The 15,895-nt window shown below is 69.5% G+C and carries 15 protein-coding genes; 6 read left to right on the top strand and 9 right to left on the bottom strand.

Features of this window, described 5'->3' with window-relative positions:
• Positions 1 to 1,110: 1,110 nt before the first annotated feature.
• On the bottom strand, positions 1,111 to 2,013 hold the full coding sequence (locus E1P53_RS17065; RefSeq protein ID WP_006900797.1) for an alpha/beta fold hydrolase: 903 nt from the start codon (positions 2,011 to 2,013) through the stop codon (positions 1,111 to 1,113).
• 30 nt (positions 2,014 to 2,043) lie between these two features.
• Between E1P53_RS17065 and E1P53_RS17060 the strand changes: the two genes are divergently transcribed.
• The gene (locus E1P53_RS17060; RefSeq protein ID WP_131734989.1) at positions 2,044 to 2,961 is read left to right on the top strand and encodes an alpha/beta fold hydrolase; all 918 of its coding nucleotides are present in this window, start codon (positions 2,044 to 2,046) and stop codon (positions 2,959 to 2,961) included.
• 33 nt (positions 2,962 to 2,994) lie between these two features.
• On the opposite strand, the gene E1P53_RS17055 is transcribed toward E1P53_RS17060, so the two are convergent.
• The 4 genes from E1P53_RS17055 to E1P53_RS17040 form a co-directional block, all read right to left on the bottom strand.
• On the bottom strand, positions 2,995 to 3,882 hold the full coding sequence (locus tag E1P53_RS17055) for a CopD family protein (RefSeq protein ID WP_006900795.1): 888 nt from the start codon (positions 3,880 to 3,882) through the stop codon (positions 2,995 to 2,997).
• Between the two features lies 1 nt (position 3,883).
• Positions 3,884 to 4,450, bottom strand: coding sequence for a copper resistance CopC family protein (locus E1P53_RS17050; protein WP_006900794.1), 567 nt, complete (start codon positions 4,448 to 4,450; stop codon positions 3,884 to 3,886).
• Complete coding sequence (locus E1P53_RS17045; protein ID WP_131734988.1) at positions 4,443 to 5,174, bottom strand: YcnI family copper-binding membrane protein; 732 nt, start codon at positions 5,172 to 5,174, stop codon at positions 4,443 to 4,445. The genes E1P53_RS17050 and E1P53_RS17045 overlap by 8 nt, the downstream gene beginning before the upstream one ends.
• Before the next feature lie 78 nt (positions 5,175 to 5,252).
• Positions 5,253 to 5,774, bottom strand: coding sequence for a hypothetical protein (locus E1P53_RS17040; RefSeq protein ID WP_109238402.1), 522 nt, complete (start codon positions 5,772 to 5,774; stop codon positions 5,253 to 5,255).
• Between the two features lie 200 nt (positions 5,775 to 5,974).
• Between E1P53_RS17040 and E1P53_RS17035 the strand changes: the two genes are divergently transcribed.
• Both E1P53_RS17035 and E1P53_RS17030 read left to right on the top strand, forming a co-directional pair.
• The gene (locus E1P53_RS17035; protein ID WP_131734987.1) at positions 5,975 to 6,820 is read left to right on the top strand and encodes a GNAT family N-acetyltransferase; all 846 of its coding nucleotides are present in this window, start codon (positions 5,975 to 5,977) and stop codon (positions 6,818 to 6,820) included.
• Positions 6,817 to 7,998 (top strand): alkaline phosphatase family protein, encoded by a 1,182-nt coding sequence (locus E1P53_RS17030; RefSeq protein ID WP_006900790.1) that lies wholly within the window; start codon positions 6,817 to 6,819, stop codon positions 7,996 to 7,998. The genes E1P53_RS17035 and E1P53_RS17030 overlap by 4 nt, the downstream gene beginning before the upstream one ends.
• A 34-nt stretch (positions 7,999 to 8,032) precedes the next feature.
• Here the strand turns inward: E1P53_RS17030 and E1P53_RS17025 are convergent, their stop codons facing one another.
• Both E1P53_RS17025 and E1P53_RS17020 read right to left on the bottom strand, forming a co-directional pair.
• A complete protein-coding gene (locus E1P53_RS17025) occupies positions 8,033 to 9,148 on the bottom strand; it encodes a DNA polymerase IV (protein ID WP_006900789.1) in 1,116 nt (371 codons plus the stop codon).
• Between the two features lie 41 nt (positions 9,149 to 9,189).
• Positions 9,190 to 9,927, bottom strand: a complete 738-nt coding sequence (locus E1P53_RS17020) for a hypothetical protein (RefSeq protein WP_131734986.1) — start codon at positions 9,925 to 9,927, stop codon at positions 9,190 to 9,192.
• Between the two features lie 318 nt (positions 9,928 to 10,245).
• On the opposite strand from E1P53_RS17020, the gene E1P53_RS17015 reads away from it, so the two are divergent.
• Positions 10,246 to 10,815, top strand: a complete 570-nt coding sequence (locus E1P53_RS17015; protein WP_131734985.1) for an Rv1733c family protein — start codon at positions 10,246 to 10,248, stop codon at positions 10,813 to 10,815.
• An 85-nt stretch (positions 10,816 to 10,900) separates the two neighbouring features.
• On the opposite strand, the gene ppsA is transcribed toward E1P53_RS17015, so the two are convergent.
• Positions 10,901 to 13,231, bottom strand: coding sequence for a phosphoenolpyruvate synthase (gene ppsA, locus E1P53_RS17010; protein WP_006900786.1), 2,331 nt, complete (start codon positions 13,229 to 13,231; stop codon positions 10,901 to 10,903).
• A 34-nt stretch (positions 13,232 to 13,265) separates the two neighbouring features.
• Positions 13,266 to 14,159, bottom strand: coding sequence for a universal stress protein (locus tag E1P53_RS17005; RefSeq protein ID WP_131734984.1), 894 nt, complete (start codon positions 14,157 to 14,159; stop codon positions 13,266 to 13,268).
• Between the two features lie 224 nt (positions 14,160 to 14,383).
• On the opposite strand from E1P53_RS17005, the gene E1P53_RS17000 reads away from it, so the two are divergent.
• Positions 14,384 to 15,349: an AlbA family DNA-binding domain-containing protein gene (locus E1P53_RS17000; RefSeq protein ID WP_040526880.1), complete on the top strand. Its 966-nt coding sequence runs from the start codon at positions 14,384 to 14,386 to the stop codon at positions 15,347 to 15,349.
• A 124-nt stretch (positions 15,350 to 15,473) separates the two neighbouring features.
• Complete coding sequence (locus E1P53_RS16995) at positions 15,474 to 15,848, top strand: VOC family protein (RefSeq protein ID WP_006900783.1); 375 nt, start codon at positions 15,474 to 15,476, stop codon at positions 15,846 to 15,848.
• Positions 15,849 to 15,895: the final 47 nt, after the last annotated feature.

Genomic DNA, 15,895 nt, shown 5'->3' with positions numbered 1-15,895 from the left:
GGGAAAACGAGGACCAGGGTGTGACGCTCCGACGTCCCGACCAACTCCCGCCGACCTACAAACGAGGCACGCTGTGCTTGTCAGACGCTGCGGGTACAACCAAAGTCAGCCGATGCCACATCTGTTCGGCCCACCGACGACGACTCCGCACACACGACGCTTCGGCCTCCCTGCCGGCAATCGTCGGCCGAAGTTCTTGTCAGACCCCTCGTGTACAACGGGTGTCACCGAATTGTCGATGACTGTGCAGCCGACGACGCCGCTCCCTTGAACGCCGCGACCCCCTCGTCCCGCCAGCGTGAAAGCAGCAGTCATGACCAATCTTCTCGAGGAGATCCTCGACCTCCTGATCCAGAAGCGGCCACCGGCCGACGACCCCACCGGTCAAGTCACCCTCACCGCCTGGATCGAGGTCCACGACATCGCAGGACGCCAGATCTTCACCCACACAGCCATACTCACCCCTCCTCCAACAGGCCGGCACAAGACCTCCAAACGCTCGACACCCTCGGCTGCCCACCCACAGCCCCCAAGCGATTCGCACACAACGCCACCCGCCTCGACACCCTCCACACCACCACGGATCGACCATCTCCCTCGGCCACGACCGCCACCCCGGCTCACCCCACCGCCGACGACCCACAACAACGCCCACAAACGGCGCACCAAGACACTCGACGCCAACCGCCTGACCCCAACCCACCGCCCATGGTCGAGTAACACCGTCGTGGCGCGGCGAAGGCCCAGAAGTCAGACCTCGAACGCCGCGGTCCACGCCGGACCGCACACGACCTTTGAGAACTCAACAGTGGAAAGCCAGAGCGCGAGGCCCCATCGGTTGCGTTCCCGCCCATCGTCCCGCGAACGTCCGCGTCGCATTTCTGTTGGGCGGGAGCGCAACCGGCGAACGCACCCGGTTGTGCGGTGCGGGTCGCCCGTCGGACGAGACGAAGGTGGAAGAGTGCCGCACCGACGACAATCGAAAGTTGCTGCGCGGGAACGAATGGACAGCGGTGCGGGCGACACCCGCCTGCGACGCGAGAAAAGCCCGCGAAGCCGAGTCCTCAGCCGGCCACCCGCGCGTACCAGCGGGACCGGTGAGGCCGACGCTCAGTTCGCGCGCGGAACCCCCAACGCAGCCGCACGCGCACTCACCGCATCGAGCGCCTCGGTGAACGGCGGGATGAAGTGTTTTGCGCCGAGCACGCAACACGCGTGCCCTCCGTCCACCTCGAACCGTTGCGCGCCGGGAATCCCGTCGACCAGGAGTTGCTGACGCTCCGGCTCGACGACCTTGTCGCAGATGGAGACCACGACGGAGGTCGGGACGTCGATCTCGTGGAGCCAGTCACGGGAATCGAACTCACCCAACCCGGTGCCGAAGTCGCCCAGGTGTGACAGCGGCGTGGAGAAGAACTGTCGTAGCGCCCAGACCGATGTGTGGGACGTCGTCTTCTCCAAGCTCTTCTCCGACACGCGCGGGACGAGGCGGTACACCGGCCGAAGGATGCGGGCGGTGCGTTCGGACGACTGGCGATGCTTCGGGTCGCGCGTACTGAAGTACGGACCCGTCGAGCACAGCACGAGCCCTGCGACTCGATCCCGATGCCGGCGCCACACGAGCTGGGAGATGCCCCCACCCATCGAGAACCCGGCGGCGATGAACCGGTCGATGCCGAGCACATCGGCGGCAGCGGCCACGTCGTCGGCACAATCGCGGAGATCGAAGCGGTCCGACCTGATGCCGCGACCATGCCATCGCGCATCCATGGTGATCACCCGGTAACGATGGTTGATGGCCGGGATCGTCGGATACCAGCACAGCAGTCCGGTGGTGAGCACCGAGTGCAGCAGGAACACGGCCGGCGCATCCTGAGGACCCGAATCGGTCACATACGCGTGGCCTCGGCCCGGGAGCTCGAGCATGTGCCCTTTCGGGATGTCGTTGGCCGGGTAGGGGTCGAAGACGTGCTGCACCGTGCGGGCGGCGGTGTTGACGAACTCGGGTATCACACCATCAAATTTACGTGAGATGCTGATCACATGATCGACATCGCCCGTCCGAAGATCGAGGGGTCGATCGCCGTTGCAGGCGGTGATCGTCGTATCGGGTTCGCCGAATACGGTTCGGCCACCGGCCGAGCCATCGTCTGGCTGCACGGCACGCCCGGAGCACGCCGGCAGATCCCGGTCGAGGCCCGCGGCTACGCGGCCGAGCGGCACGTCCGCCTCATCGGGCTCGACCGTCCGGGAGTCGGCTCGTCGACCCCACACCGCTACGAGAACGTCGCCGCCTTCGCCGGCGACCTCGAGGAAGTCCTCGAGGCACTCGGCATCGAGGACTTCGCGGTCATCGGATTGTCCGGCGGCGGGCCATACACCCTCGGCGTGGCACACGCGATGCCCGACCGTGTGGTCGCCGCGGGGATCCTCGGGGGCGTCGCGCCCACCGTCGGCCCCGACCGCATCCCCGGCGGCGCGATGACGCTGGGCTCGTTCGTGGCACCTGCGGTTGATGGCGCGGGGCCCCAGATCGGTCGAGTCATCAGCGTCGCGCTGCGATTCGCCCGGCCCATTGCCGACCCGGCCATCGGCATCTACGGCCGCTTCTCCCCCGAGGCCGACCGGGAACTGTTGGCGCGCCCCGAGTTCCGGGCCATGTTCCTCAACGACCTGCTGCACGGCGGCCGCCGCGCGATGGAGGCCCCGTTCGCCGACATCGTCGTGTTCGCCCGCGACTGGGGCTTCCGCGTCCACGACGTCCAGGTGCCGGTCCGCTGGTGGCACGGCGACCACGACCACATCATCCCGTACGAGCACGGCGAGCACATGGTGTCGCTCCTCCCGGACGCCAAGCTGTTCTCGCTGCCCGGTGAGAGCCACCTGAGCACGCTGCACATGGCGACCGACATCATCGACGAGTTGCTCGCGATCTGGGATCAGTCCGAGACGCCGAAGTAGTAGCCGCCGGGCGCTCGCACGGGCAGCGAAGCGCTACGGCGCCGTCGCCGACAATCCCGCGGCGAGGCCCAGCACGACTGCCATCAGGACGATCTCGATGACGGCGTTGCGAATGGACGAGTCCTCGGTGGTGCGGTGTCTCTCGACCGCGGGCAGCCAGCGCCGGCGATGCCACATCGCCACCGCGATCAGCACGGCCAGCACCAGCGCCTTGGCGATCAGGATGCGGCCATAGCCCGTCGTCACCAGCGCGGACACGGCGTCGAGCTGGGTGAACGCAGCCGCCACCCCGCTCACCGCGATCACGCCGACCGCCCAGATCGCGTACCGCGAGAACGTCGGCAGGCTGCGCGCCCAGCCGGAACGGCCGCGCACCGAGAGCGCCATCGCGGCGAGCACCCCGCACCACCAGGCGGCCGCGAGTGCGTGGGCGCCCACGAGGACCGGACCGATCGCAGTGTTGCCGGCGTGACCGGCGATCGCCGTGGCGAGCACCCCGATCCCGGCGAGCGCACCGACCACCAGAACCGGGATGTCGACCCCGGTCAGGAGGTCGAGCGCCGCCCACACCACGATGAGCAACCCCACCACCAATGCGACGATCTCCGACGTCCCCGATCCGAGGACCTCGGCGAAATCGCCGGCGGTCACGTCGGGGAGGTCGACACCGGCCCGGTCGGCGGTACGCACCCACGCACTCAACAGCGTCGCCACCACCCACACCCCGGCGAGCGCCCCGATGAGTCGAACCGACGGCTCGGCGTCGACGGTCGGCAGGAACCCGAGACCGAGAACCAGCACGGAGACTCCGAGTGCGAGGGTCGCGGGCAGGGCGACCGGATCGGGACCGTCGGGCCGGGCGAGCAACCAGCTCGCCAGCAACCCGGCGAAGAGCACCGGGAAGCCCGCGACGACCCTCACGTCAGCTGCTCTTGGAGCGACGCGTCAGCCAGAAGACGATGCCGAGACCGATGGCGAGCACCACCACGGCGCCGACGATGTAGTACCAGACGGGAGTTCCGTCGTTCTCGAACGTCGCGGAGTCGTCGGCGAGCGCCCCGGGCCTGCCGTTCCCGGCCACCGTCAGCTCGAAGGTGCGTTGCCCGCTGATGACGTGCCCGTCGGCGGATGTGACGCGGTAGTTGACCGTGTACTCGCCGGTCGGTCCGAGCTCTCCTACGGCGACCCGGACATCCTTGCCGTCGACCACCGGTTCCCCGGACTGCCAGAAGTGATTGTCCGGCCCGACCACGTTGACCACGGCGTATGCGCTCTGAATCGGCTCGTTGAAGGTGAGGGTGACCGCCTGCGGTCCGGCCGAGAGGCTCGCACCGTTCTCGGGATCGGAGGAGACCAACCGGGAATGCGCCGAAGCCGCCGGAGCCGACCAGGTGCCGACCACGCCGAGGCATGCGATCGCGGCCAGGATCAGAAGCAGCGGCCGGCTCACCAGCACCGAACGGCGGGACGTACGTGCGGGCTCACGCATCGAATCGTCCGTTCTTCCGCACGACCCTCAGCGCCGCGACGCTGAAGACGACGCCGAGCACGCCGACGAGGAGTCCGATCCCGCCCAGCCAGCGGGCGGCGGAGTCAGCGGTGCTCGAGGAGTCGTTGGAGGATGACGGTGCCGCCTGGGGAGTGGCGGTCGTCGCGGCCTGATGCGCGTCGCCGTGTGCGCCGCTGCCGGTGGCGAGGGTGAGAACCGGCGCAGGACGGTCGGGTTCGGTGCCGTTGGCCGGGGTCGGCTCGTTCCAGTCGACCTTCTCGCCGTCGGCGAAGACCTGCAGGGTCGGCAGCGTGACGGTCTCCTGCTCCGGGAACGGACCACCGGAGAAGCTGAACTGCGCGAACTGGCCGACCGGGATCCCGGCCGATCCGGGATCGGCGGTCCAGGTGATCTCGGTGACACGGTCGTCCTTCTTGGTGACGACCGCTTTCCAGCCGGGGGTGGTCTCCGGCCGCGCCGACGCCAGGCCGTCGCCGGGCATCGTGACGCGCAGCTGGGTGGTCGCCGCGGCGTCGGACTCGTTGGGGACGGCCAGCGTGACGACGCCGTATCCGCCCTGGGTGACGGTCGGCGCGAAGGCGCTGACGTGGGCGGACGCGGCACCGGCGCCGGTCAAGGAGGCGGCGCCGACAACGGCTGCGGCCGCGGCGGGCAGGACAAGACGTCGGGTGATTCGGGCCCGCGTCGACGAGGAGTTCTTCATGGGGTTCCTTCGTGGTCGGATTCTGGTCGTCGGCGCCACACGGTGCCGCCGAACCCCCTGGGTTCGACGCTCGTGTGGTCAGAAACCGGCCGGAGGCCCGCGAACTCCTGCACCGCCGACAGCGGGTCCGGCGGCGGCCGGCGACTGAGTCCTGAGAAGCAGCACGGACGCGGGAACGCGGGCGATGGTCGGAGACGTCAGCGACCTGACCACCGAGCCGACGACGGCCAGCAGTTGCGCACCGACGACGATCAGCAAGGCGCTCACCGGGATCGCAACGAGGTGCGTGACCAGCATCCCGACCGGAGCGCCACCGTGCGCCACATGGGTCGCGTCCGCGGCGAGCGCCCCGTGGATTGCGACCTGCGCGGAGGTGAGAACCGCGACCGCCGCTGCCGTAGCGGGCCAGAGTCGTCGTCCTCGCGTCAGGATCTCGAGGAGCCCAGCGGCCACCAGGCCGATCGCCGCCGCCAGCACCACCCCACCGGACCCGGGCATCTCGCCCGAGGCCGTTGCGTGCGCGCCGACGGCGACCGCGGGCACCACTCCGCACGCAGCGACACGCGTGAACGCGTCGGGGGTGTGGGAGGTGCGGGACATGCCGCCCATCCTAGGGAGCGGCCCCACGAGACCGGACCTCGCCCACCGAGTGGCACCGCGCTGTCCTCGGCGTATCCCTCGCGCGACGCATCGAGCCGGTCCCCGCCCGCGACCTCATCCGTGCCGGAGGCGGTGCTGCGGGCTCGCCGGAGTCGGCCAAGCCGGACCGCGCTGTCGACGAGCGGTGACAGAATCGGGGCATGTCGCTCTCACCGGGCCCTGTCGCGGTACGCGAGGTCGAGATCCGCGAGTTGTCGTCGCCGGACGAACTCGAGGAGCTGATCCGCATCTTCGACGACGTGTGGCGGCCCGACCCGACAGAACGGCCCGTAGGGGTCGACATGCTCCGGGCGTTGTCGCATTCGGGGAACTACGTGGCGGGCGCCTTCATCGGCGACCACCTCGCCGGGGGCAGCGTGGCGTTCTTCTCGTCTCCGGCCGGTGAGTCCCTCCACAGCCACATCACCGGTGTCACCCGGCGCGGCCGCGGCCGCCATGTCGGGTACCTGCTGAAGATGCATCAGCGACGCTGGGCCCTCGAGCGCGGACTGTCGACGATCACGTGGACGTTCGATCCGCTGGTCGCCCGTAACGCCTACTTCAACATCACCAAGCTCGGCGCGACGCCGACCCACTATTACGAGGACTTCTACGGCGAACTCGGCGACGAGCTCAGCGGCGGGTCGGACTCGGACCGGGTGTTGATGTCGTGGTCGCTGCGCGAGCCGATGCCCGAGAACACCGACGGGGCCGGCAGCGTCGAGGCCCTGCTGGCCGAGGGTGCGGTGTCGGCGATCGACCACTCCGACCGTGCGCGCCCGCTCCCCCACCACGACCGCGTGACACCGGAGGCCTCGGTGGTGGTGCCGGTACCGCGGGACGTCGAGGCGATGCGGGCCGCTCATCCGCTCGAAGCCGCGAGGTGGCGCCTCGCCCTGCGGGACGCGTTGTCGCCGTTGCTTGTCGACGGCGCCTCGCGACGGTCGGTGCGGTTCTTGAGGTCGGGTCATTACGTCTTCGGTCCGGCCGGATCGGGGGTGCGGTGAGCGCCGAGCTGACCCCCGACGAGTGGGCCCGCCACCCACACACGCTGGCCGATGTGTTGCCGTCGGTGTCCGATGCGCTCGGCGCATCCTCCGGACGGTCGACGGATCTTGTTGTGCCACCCGGCGACTCGGTGGTGGTGCTGCTGATCGACGGGTTGGGGGCACTGCTGCTGGAGGAGCACGCCGGGGCCGCGCCGACGCTGCACGAGCTGACGGCCACCACCCTGCGGGTCGGGTTTCCCGCGACCACCGCGACCAGCATCCTGAGTCTGACGTCGGGGACGCCGGGCGGGGTACACGGCATCGTCGGGTACAGCTTCCGGCCCGACGACGACTGCCGCACACGGGGTTCGCGGCGCGTGCTGAACTCACTGCGGTGGAGTCTGGACAATGCACACGGACCGTCGGCGCTCGTCACCTACCCGCCGTCGCTGGTGCGCACCGAGCCGGGAACGCTGGAGGACCTTGCCGACGAGGGCGTGAAGGTGACCTACGTGATGCCCGGCGAATTCCGAGGCACCGGGCTGACACTCGCCGCGTTCCGCGCGCCCGGACGGTACGTGCCCGCCAAGACGCCCGACGAGGTGCGCGACGGCGTCCTCTCCGCGGTGCGCGGCCGGAGTCGCGCGCGCCGCTTCGTGTACGCGTACTTCAGCGAGTTGGACACCGCCGGTCACATCCACGGCCCGGGATCGGAGCAGTGGCTGGACAAGTTGCGCGTCGTCGACCGCCTGGTCACGGAGCTGGTTGCCGAGCTCCCCTCGGGCACAACGTTGCTCGTGACCGGAGATCACGGCATGATCACCACGGACAGATCCGTCGACATCGATTCCGCGCCGGAACTGCTCGACGGCGTCGAGGTCGTGGCCGGTGAGGCGCGAGTACGACACGTGTACACCGAGGCCGGCGCCACTGACGACGTGCTCACGACATGGCGCAGGTTCCTCGGCGACGCCGCCCACGTCGTCTCGCGCGAGCAGACCCTCGACGAGGGATGGTTCGGGCCGGAGGTGACGGACACGATCGCACACCGGATCGGCGACGTGGTCGCCGTGGCCCGCGACTCGGTGACGCTCACCCGTTCGAAGAACGAGGAGTTCGAGTCGAAGATGATCGGCCATCACGGCGCCTGGACGTCCGCCGAGCAGCTCGTGCCGCTCGTGGTCGCGACCGGATAGCAGCCGGCGTCACTCCTCGGTCACCAGATCAGCGTCACTCCTCGGTCACCAGATCCAGTCGCACACCGAGTAGCCGGACCGGGCGATCGACGTCGAACCGCGTGAGCAGGTCGGCGACGACGGCCTCGAGTTCGTCGTGGTCGAGACTCGGCGCCGGCAGTTTCCTCGACTTGGTACGGGTGTAGAAGGTCGCGGTGCGAACGGTGACCGCGACGCGGAACGGGAGCCGTTCCTCGGCGACCACCTGGTCGAGCAGTTCACGCAGCAGTTCCGCTGCGGCCGCGCGCATCTCGTCGGGCTCGGTCAGGTCGGTGGCGAAAGTCCTCGACTTGGAATGGGATCGGGCCAGCCAGGGTTCGGCGGTGATCGTCGGGTCCCCTTTGCCGCGGCAGAGCACGTACAGCCAGTTCCCCTGGTGCGGACCGAAGGTCGCGATGAGGTCGTCGCGCGGGGTGGCGATGAGGTCGTCGACGGTCTCGATGCCCTTGGCGGCGAGTTTGGCCGACGTCTTGGGACCGACGCTCCACAGCTCACGGGTCGGCTTGTCCCCCATCAGTTCCAGCCAGTTCCGGTCGTCGAGCAGGAACACCCGCGGGGAGTCGTCGGCATCGGGTGAGGACCCGGGCGGGCGTTTGGCGAACCCGGTGGCCATCTTGGCGCGCTGCTTGTTGTCGGAGATCCCGACGCAGCAGGTGAGTCCGCACCGGTCGAGGACGTCGTGCCGGATCGTCTCGGCGAACTCGCGGATGGCGGCGTCGTCGAACGGTTCAACCTCCGCCCCGGGTTCGCCGACACCGAGGTACGCCTCGTCCCAGCCCCACACCTCGACGGGGTGACCGGTTGCCCGCAGGACGTCCATCACCTCGGCGGACGCGGCGTCGTACGCACCCATGTCCAGCGGCAGGTACACCGCGTCGGGCAGCTTGCGGTACGCCGCGCGCAACGGCATCCCGGCACGCACACCGTGGTCACGCGCCTCATAGGAGGCGCAGGTCACGACCTTGCGCGCCTCGGTGGGGTCGCCGTTGCCGCCGACGATGACCGGGACGCCGACGAGCTCGGGACTGCGCAGTCGCTCGACCGACACCTGGAACTGGTCGAGGTCGACATGCAGCAGCCACCGATGGCGCCGGGCAGCCGAGGTGGTCACCCTGCCGAGGGTAGTGCGGGCTCAGCCGGGTGAACGCCGACTCAGGAAGCGGAGCGGGCCTCGATGTCGCCGAGACCGATCGTCCGGCAAGCGGTCCGCAGCGAGTGCGGATTGTACCGGACCACCCACAGCTTGGAACCCGGCCCGGGCACGTACGGCTCGAACGACTCACCGGACTCACCGATCGCGGCCAGGAGAACCGATCGCCGCGCGGCGTCGAAGGACTCCACCGCACGGGACAGTACATCCTCCAGCAACGCGCGATCGCGATGCAGCGGCGGCGGGACGAGATTCAGTGAGGGAGAAGAGGTTCCGCAGTTCGTCGGGTCAGTGACGGCGTGCATCGCGACGAGCAGGAAGCCGACCGCGGCGATCACCTTCGACTCTGTGCTCGCCTGGGCACCCTGCCGGGTCTGCATGGATCGGTAGGCCTGCACCGGCTGCGGCCATGCGCCGGCGAAGGGCGCCTGCCCGCTCCGGCCCACCGCCCCGGGCGCGGCCACTGCCTCCCGCCTCGGCGTCGCGGAGAGTTCTGCGGCGACGGCGTCGGAGTACATGCGACGCAACCGCTCCACGATGGCCCGGTGACGCCGCCATGCCTCGCCGACCTGGTGAAAGTCGTGATTGGTCAGACCGAAGACGGCCGGATTGGTGCCGAGTGCCCGATAACCGGGCAACACGATGGCTTCCTCGATCGCGACCGCCTCGGCGATCGCTGCCGGTTCGGGGAACTTGCGGACGCTTCGCCGCGAGGCGCGCGTCGAGAGAGCGCTGGTCAACTCGAGTCCTCCACACAAACTGCTGGTGCTTCGGAACGGAAATCCCGCCCCTGATGTGTTGACCCCCTACGCCTCGAGCACCCCCTGCGATGCCGTTAACGAAGCGCACGACAAATATAGCGTAGATCACACGATTTGCAGGCAAACGAACGAACAACGCCGCCTGCGCATTTGCCCACTCCTCTTCGGGACGAATGACCCAGTCCTACCCTGGTATCGGGTACATCGGCCCCACCGAGAACCACCTAAGACCCTTGTCGACGCCACCACAGACCGATTGACTGGCATCGAAGGTGATCCGAAAGGAGTCGGGACGTCATGTTGCGGTTCCTCGCCCGCGAATTGCACATGTGGCGCCTCATGCACGCGTCGTCCAACGGCCTCGTGCGCACGACCGATCGGGTCGAGAGCCTCGTCTTGGCGACGGTGTCGCTCGCCGCGTTGGTCGGCCTGATGATCGCGCTGACCGTCGGCGCCGGCACCTACGCCTCCCACAAGGAGCAGGTCGACGCCCAGGAGTCACGGCATTCGGTCAGCACGACGGTCGTGGACATACCGGTGCCGACCACCGACGCCCCGCCGCACGTGGTCGTCGAATGGAAGGGCGCCGACGGCGGGAAGTCCACCGCGCAGATCCCACGAGACCGCTTCGACCGGATCGGCCGGGAACGCGTGGTGTGGCTCGACGACGAGGGCGAAGTGGTGGACCCGCCCTTGACGACCGCCAACGCGGTGGTCGAAGCCTTCCTGGCGGGTCTGGCGATCATCGTGATCACCGTGCTGGGCTGGTGTGGTCTGACCGCGTTCGTCCGGTCACTCGCCGATCGGCGGCGCTACCGCCAGTGGGACCTCGAGTGGCGAGAGCTCGACATCGACAGCCACCGGTGAGTCCCGCGGCGTGCGCGCCCGTCGGCATCCGGGGGTTCCCACCCGGGCCCGGCCGGCCGGATCACCCCGAGTGCGCCCGACCGGATCACCCCGAGTGCGCCCGGGCGGATTCGACGAGCAGCCGACGCTCGGCCCGGGCGACGTGAAGCCGCGTTGCGACCACGGCGTCGGGATTGACCGACACCGAGGTGATCCCCATCCGCACCAGGTGCTCGGCATATTCGGGGTTGACCGAGGGGGCCTGGCCGCACAGTGACGACGTGATGCCGCAGCGGCGGGCGGTGTCGACGATCTGCGAGATGGCGTCGAGTACGGCCGGGTCAGCGCCGTCGAAGAGTTCGGCGCAGGTCTCCGAGTCCCGGTCGACGCCGAGGATCAGCTGGGTGAGGTCGTTGCTCCCGATCGACACCCCGTCGATGCCCGCATCGACGTACGCCGGCAACCAGTACAGCACCGAGGGCACCTCGGCCATGACCCACCTGTGCAGGCCGCGCTGGCGCCCGAGGGGGCTGTCGTCGATGAGTTCGAGGCATCTCTCGAGCTCCCAGCGGGTGCGGACGAACGGCAGCATCACGTGGAGGTTCGGGTGGCGTTCCCGTGCCCGCGCGAGCGCGTTGAGCTCGAGGCGGAAGACGTCGGGCTCCTTGACGTATCGGTAGCAGCCGCGGAACCCGATCATCGGATTGCGTTCCTCCGGCTCGAACTCGCGGCCGCCCTCGAGGTTGCGGAACTCGTTGGTCCGCAGGTCGGTCGTCCGGTACACGACCGGCCGCTTGCCGAAGGGCGCGGCGACCTTGGCCAGGTTGTCGGCGAGAGCGGAGACGAAGGCCTCCGATTCCCCGGCGGCGATGACCGCGCGCGGATGACGTCCGGACAACGCCTCCGACAGCATGAACTCGGCGCGGAGGAGCCCCACACCGTCGACGTCGGTGGCCCCGATCTCGGCGGCGCGCTCCGCCGATCCGAGGTTGACGTAGATCTTGGTGGCGGTGACCGGATCCGAGTGCTGTTGCGCCGGTGCGGCAGTCGCGGGCGAGGCGACCGCCACCTGCGGCGCGGGCGCGCGACCGGCGGTGACCTCGCCCGTCCCGCCGTCGACCGTGACGATCGCACCATCGACGAGATCGGTTGTGCCGGTTCTGGTTCCCACCACGCACGGCACCCCGACCTCGCGGGCCACGATGGCGGCGTGACAGGTGATCCCGCCGCGGTCGGTGACGACGGCGGCGGCGCGGCGGATCGTCGGCAGCCAGTCGGGGTCGGTCATCGGTGCCACCAGGACCTCGCCGTCGACGAGCCGGTGCCCGTCGGCCGGCGAGTGGAGGATGCGCACGGCGCCGCCGGCGATCCCGGGTGCGGCCGCGAGTCCGGTGACGAGCACCTCTCCCTGACCGGGACCCGCCCCGGCGTTCTGATCACCGTCGTGCACTCCGGCAGAGCTCGTTCCGTCGCCGTCGTCCAGCGTGGTGATGGGCCGGGACTGGACGATCCAGATCCGGCCCGCGGAGTCGATCGCCCACTCCATGTCCTGTGGACGCCCGTAGTGCCGTTCGGCATCGAGCGCCATCCGCGCGATCGTCTCCACGGTCTCCGGTGTGACGACGGGCGCGTCCCGGCCCGCCGCCACCGGCTCGCGGTGGTCGTGGCCGTCGCTGCCGCGGACGATCCGGAACTCCTGGTTGCCCAGCGAGGTCGAGAGGATCGAGCAGTCCGCCTTGTCGACGACGAAGGTGTCGGGGGTGACCGCGCCGGACACCACCGCCTCGCCGAGTCCCTCGACGGCCTCGACGACCAGGTGGTCGACGTTGCCGGTGACCGGGTCGGCGGTGAACACGATGCCGGCGACCACCGACTCCACCATCTGCTGGACGACCACGGCCATGAGGGGTTCTGCGGTGAGGCCTTTCTGGGCGCGATAGGTGATGACCCGCGGCGAGTACAGCGACGCCCAGCATCGGACCACCGCGTCGAGGAGCTGATCCTGGTCGCCGATGTTGGTGAAGGAGGCGTTCATCCCGGCGAACGAGGCGTCTTTACCGTCCTCCCCGATCGCCGACGACCGGACCGCGACGTTGGTGCCGTCGGTCCCGCCGGGCAGGCTGCGATAGGCCGTGACGGCGGCGTCGGCGACCCAGGGCGCGATCCCCGCCTTGTGCACCATCTCCGCCATCTTCCGGCTCAGCGCGGACATGCGCGCGTCGTCGCCGATCGCGGCCAGTGCCGCCCGGTGCGTCTCCGCCAGTTCCGAACGGACCCCGCCGTGATCCATCGACGCGGCGAACGCGTCGGCGGTGAGGACGAACCCGTCGGGCACCGGCAGCCCGGCCTTGGTGAGCTCACCGAGGTTGGCCCCTTTGCCACCGACGATGAGCAGCTGATCGAGTCCGACTTCTGCAAACCTCAGTACGTAGGCCATGTGTTCTCCACCGCTCCTGTCGCCGATCGCGCCGTCACCGATTTCGCCGGGCGGGCGCGGTGTGGGTGACCATCACCGGGCACGGCGCGAGTTGGATGACCGCCCGGCTGGTGGAGCCGAGCAGGAGTCCGCGGAAACCGCCGCGGCCGCGGTTTCCGACGATGACGAGTTGTGCCGACTCGGCGGCGTCGATGATCTCGGCGGCCGCCGGCCCGACCTCGATGCGTTGCTCGACCTGCACGTCCGGGTAGTCCTCGGAGTGGCCGGCGAGCAGCTCCCCGACGATCTCCTCGGCGTCGCCGCGCAACCGGTCGACGGCGTCGAGCCCCAGCGTCGACGAGGTCGAGATCCCGACGCCGTGGACCGCGACCAGGGTCGTCCCGAGCAGGTCGGCCTGCTGGAAGGCATGCGCGACGGCGTTCGCCGAGATCGGCGACGGGTCCACTCCCACCACGACCGGGCCCGACGTCGGGGCTGGCCCGCCGACGACGACCACGGGGCACTCCGCGTGCGCGGCTGCGTCACCGCTCACCGATCCGAGAAGGAGTCCGCGGGCCCCGCCGATCCCTCGGCGGCCGACGACGAGCTTTCCCGCCTCGGCGGAGGCATGCCGCAGCGCGAGTTGCGGTGAGCCTCCGAGGACCTTGCCGTCGACCTCGAGCTCCGGCGCGAGTTCGCGGACGAGATCGACGGCGGCCTCGACGGCGCGCCGGGCGTCGGCCTGCATCGCCTCCATGACGATGTCGGTGGTCATGGCCGCGGTCGGCGCGTAGGCGTACGGAACGCTTCCGACCGCAGAGACCACACGAAGCGGTCTCTTCTCGCGGAGGCAGGCACCAACCGCCCACCGGACGGCCATCTCCGAACATTCCGAGCCGTCGACTCCAACGACGACAGGTGCCAGCGGGTCGGTGAGTGGATGTGACATGGCGATCTCCTGTGTTGGCGATCCGCGCGAGACCACCGGTCTCTCGGCGTCGACTCCGGTCGGTGTTCTCTTGTGGGTCCATCGTCGTACTTTTCATCGTCACCGTGTGAGAGATGACGGGACCGGAGGCGAAAGTCGTCGGCGGACTGCGTCGAAAGTCCCGCCCCACGGTGCGCCCGCGACCGGGCACCGTCCGGCGGTGTCCGATTCGTCATACTGTCCGGGTGCGAACTGACCTGAGCGTGCTGGCCGACGACGATCGCGGGACCATCGGTGGGTTGGAATTCGCCGTACCGGTCTGGGCGACCGCCACCGCACTGGTGCTGGTGCTGGCCCTCGCCTGGCTGTTCGGCGCGATCGCCCGGTGGCTGCTGCGTCGCCGTGCGCGCCTCGACGCCACCACGTCGATGGTCCTGTCGATCCTCGGCACCGCGGTCGGCCTCTACATCGCCGGGGCCATCGACCACCGCATGACGATCTGGCACCCGGTCACCATCCTGTTGGGGTTGGTGAGTTCGATCATCGCGGTCGGCGCCTACGGAACCGTCGCGGCCCGCCTGCAGACCCAGACCGACATCTCGGTGCCCGAGCTGATCGCCGCCGGCGAGTCCGAGGCGGTGGAGTTCAAGTCCACCGCCCGGGTCAACCTGCACACCGGACAGCGCGACCCCGCGATCGAGCAGGTCATCGCCAAGACGGTCGCGGCATTCCTCAACTCCGAGGGCGGCAACCTGCTCATCGGCGTCGACGACGACGGCACTCCACTGGGCCTCGACGCCGACTTCACCACGCTGCGCCACCCGGACACCGACCGGTTCGAGCTGTGGCTGCGGGACACCCTGACCTCGATGCTGGGGCAGAGCATCGCCGCCGAGGTCGGGATCTTCTTCGAGATGGTGCCCGTGCCCTCCGATGACAGCGACGAAGAGGCGGACGGCAGCGAAGAGGCGAAGGCCGCGCCCACCGAGGCGCTGGTCTGCCGCGTCGAGTGCACCCCGTCCCCGCGGCCGGTGTACCTGCGTCCCGCGAAGAACAACGCTCAGCCGGAGTTCTGGGTGCGCGCCGGCAACTCGTCGCGGCAGCTGTCGGTCGACCAGGCGGCGGACTACATCATGCATCGCTGGCCCCTCGGCGCCGGGCAGGCGCTGGCCGCCCAGGTGCGCGCCGCGGTGCGATTCTCGGCGGTGTGAGCCCGGCTGCTGCGGGCGCTGCCCGGTGACCCCCGGTCACACCGGATTCCGGAAGCGGACCGAAGCCGTCCTCAATGGTTGGGACAGTGGACCGACATCACCACCGAAGCCACCTGGAGGACCCGTGAACTGGACACTCGAAGTCGTCACCCTGCCCGTCACCGACCCCGACCGCACCAAGGCGTTCTACGAGTCGATCGGCTTCCACGCCGACGAGGACCACACCGTGAGCGAGGAGATCCGGTTCGTCCAGATGACCCCGCCCGGGTCGGACTGCTCGATCGCCTTCGGCAAGGGGATCACCGACCGCGAGCCCGGCACGACCGGCCCGCTCATCATCTGCGTCACCGACATCGAGGCCGCGCGTGAGCAGCTGCTGGCCGCCGGCGTCGACGCGAGCGAGGTCGACATCCAGCCGTGGGGCCACTTCGTCTACTTCACCGACCCCGACGGCAACCAGTGGTCGGCCCAGTATCTGCCGCACCGCGACAACAACTGAGCTACACCGATCTGGGACCGCACAACCGGGACGACGCGGGCCGACAC

The organism is Gordonia paraffinivorans (genome assembly GCF_900683595.1).
GTDB lineage: Bacteria > Actinomycetota > Actinomycetes > Mycobacteriales > Mycobacteriaceae > Gordonia > Gordonia paraffinivorans.
The sequence above is the reverse complement of the archived record's forward strand: the minus strand, read 5'-3'. Positions and strand labels throughout refer to the sequence as shown.

Coding starts and splice junctions, on each gene's coding strand:
- E1P53_RS17060 (WP_131734989.1), top strand. CDS start 2,044: ATGATCGACATCGCCCGTCCGAAGATCGAGGGGTCGATCGCCGTTGCA.
- E1P53_RS17050 (WP_006900794.1), bottom strand. CDS start 4,450: ATGCGTGAGCCCGCACGTACGTCCCGCCGTTCGGTGCTGGTGAGCCGG.
- E1P53_RS17045 (WP_131734988.1), bottom strand. CDS start 5,174: ATGAAGAACTCCTCGTCGACGCGGGCCCGAATCACCCGACGTCTTGTC.
- E1P53_RS17040 (WP_109238402.1), bottom strand. CDS start 5,774: ATGTCCCGCACCTCCCACACCCCCGACGCGTTCACGCGTGTCGCTGCG.
- E1P53_RS17035 (WP_131734987.1), top strand. CDS start 5,975: ATGTCGCTCTCACCGGGCCCTGTCGCGGTACGCGAGGTCGAGATCCGC.
- E1P53_RS17015 (WP_131734985.1), top strand. CDS start 10,246: ATGTTGCGGTTCCTCGCCCGCGAATTGCACATGTGGCGCCTCATGCAC.
- ppsA (WP_006900786.1), bottom strand. CDS start 13,231: ATGGCCTACGTACTGAGGTTTGCAGAAGTCGGACTCGATCAGCTGCTC.
- E1P53_RS17005 (WP_131734984.1), bottom strand. CDS start 14,159: ATGTCACATCCACTCACCGACCCGCTGGCACCTGTCGTCGTTGGAGTC.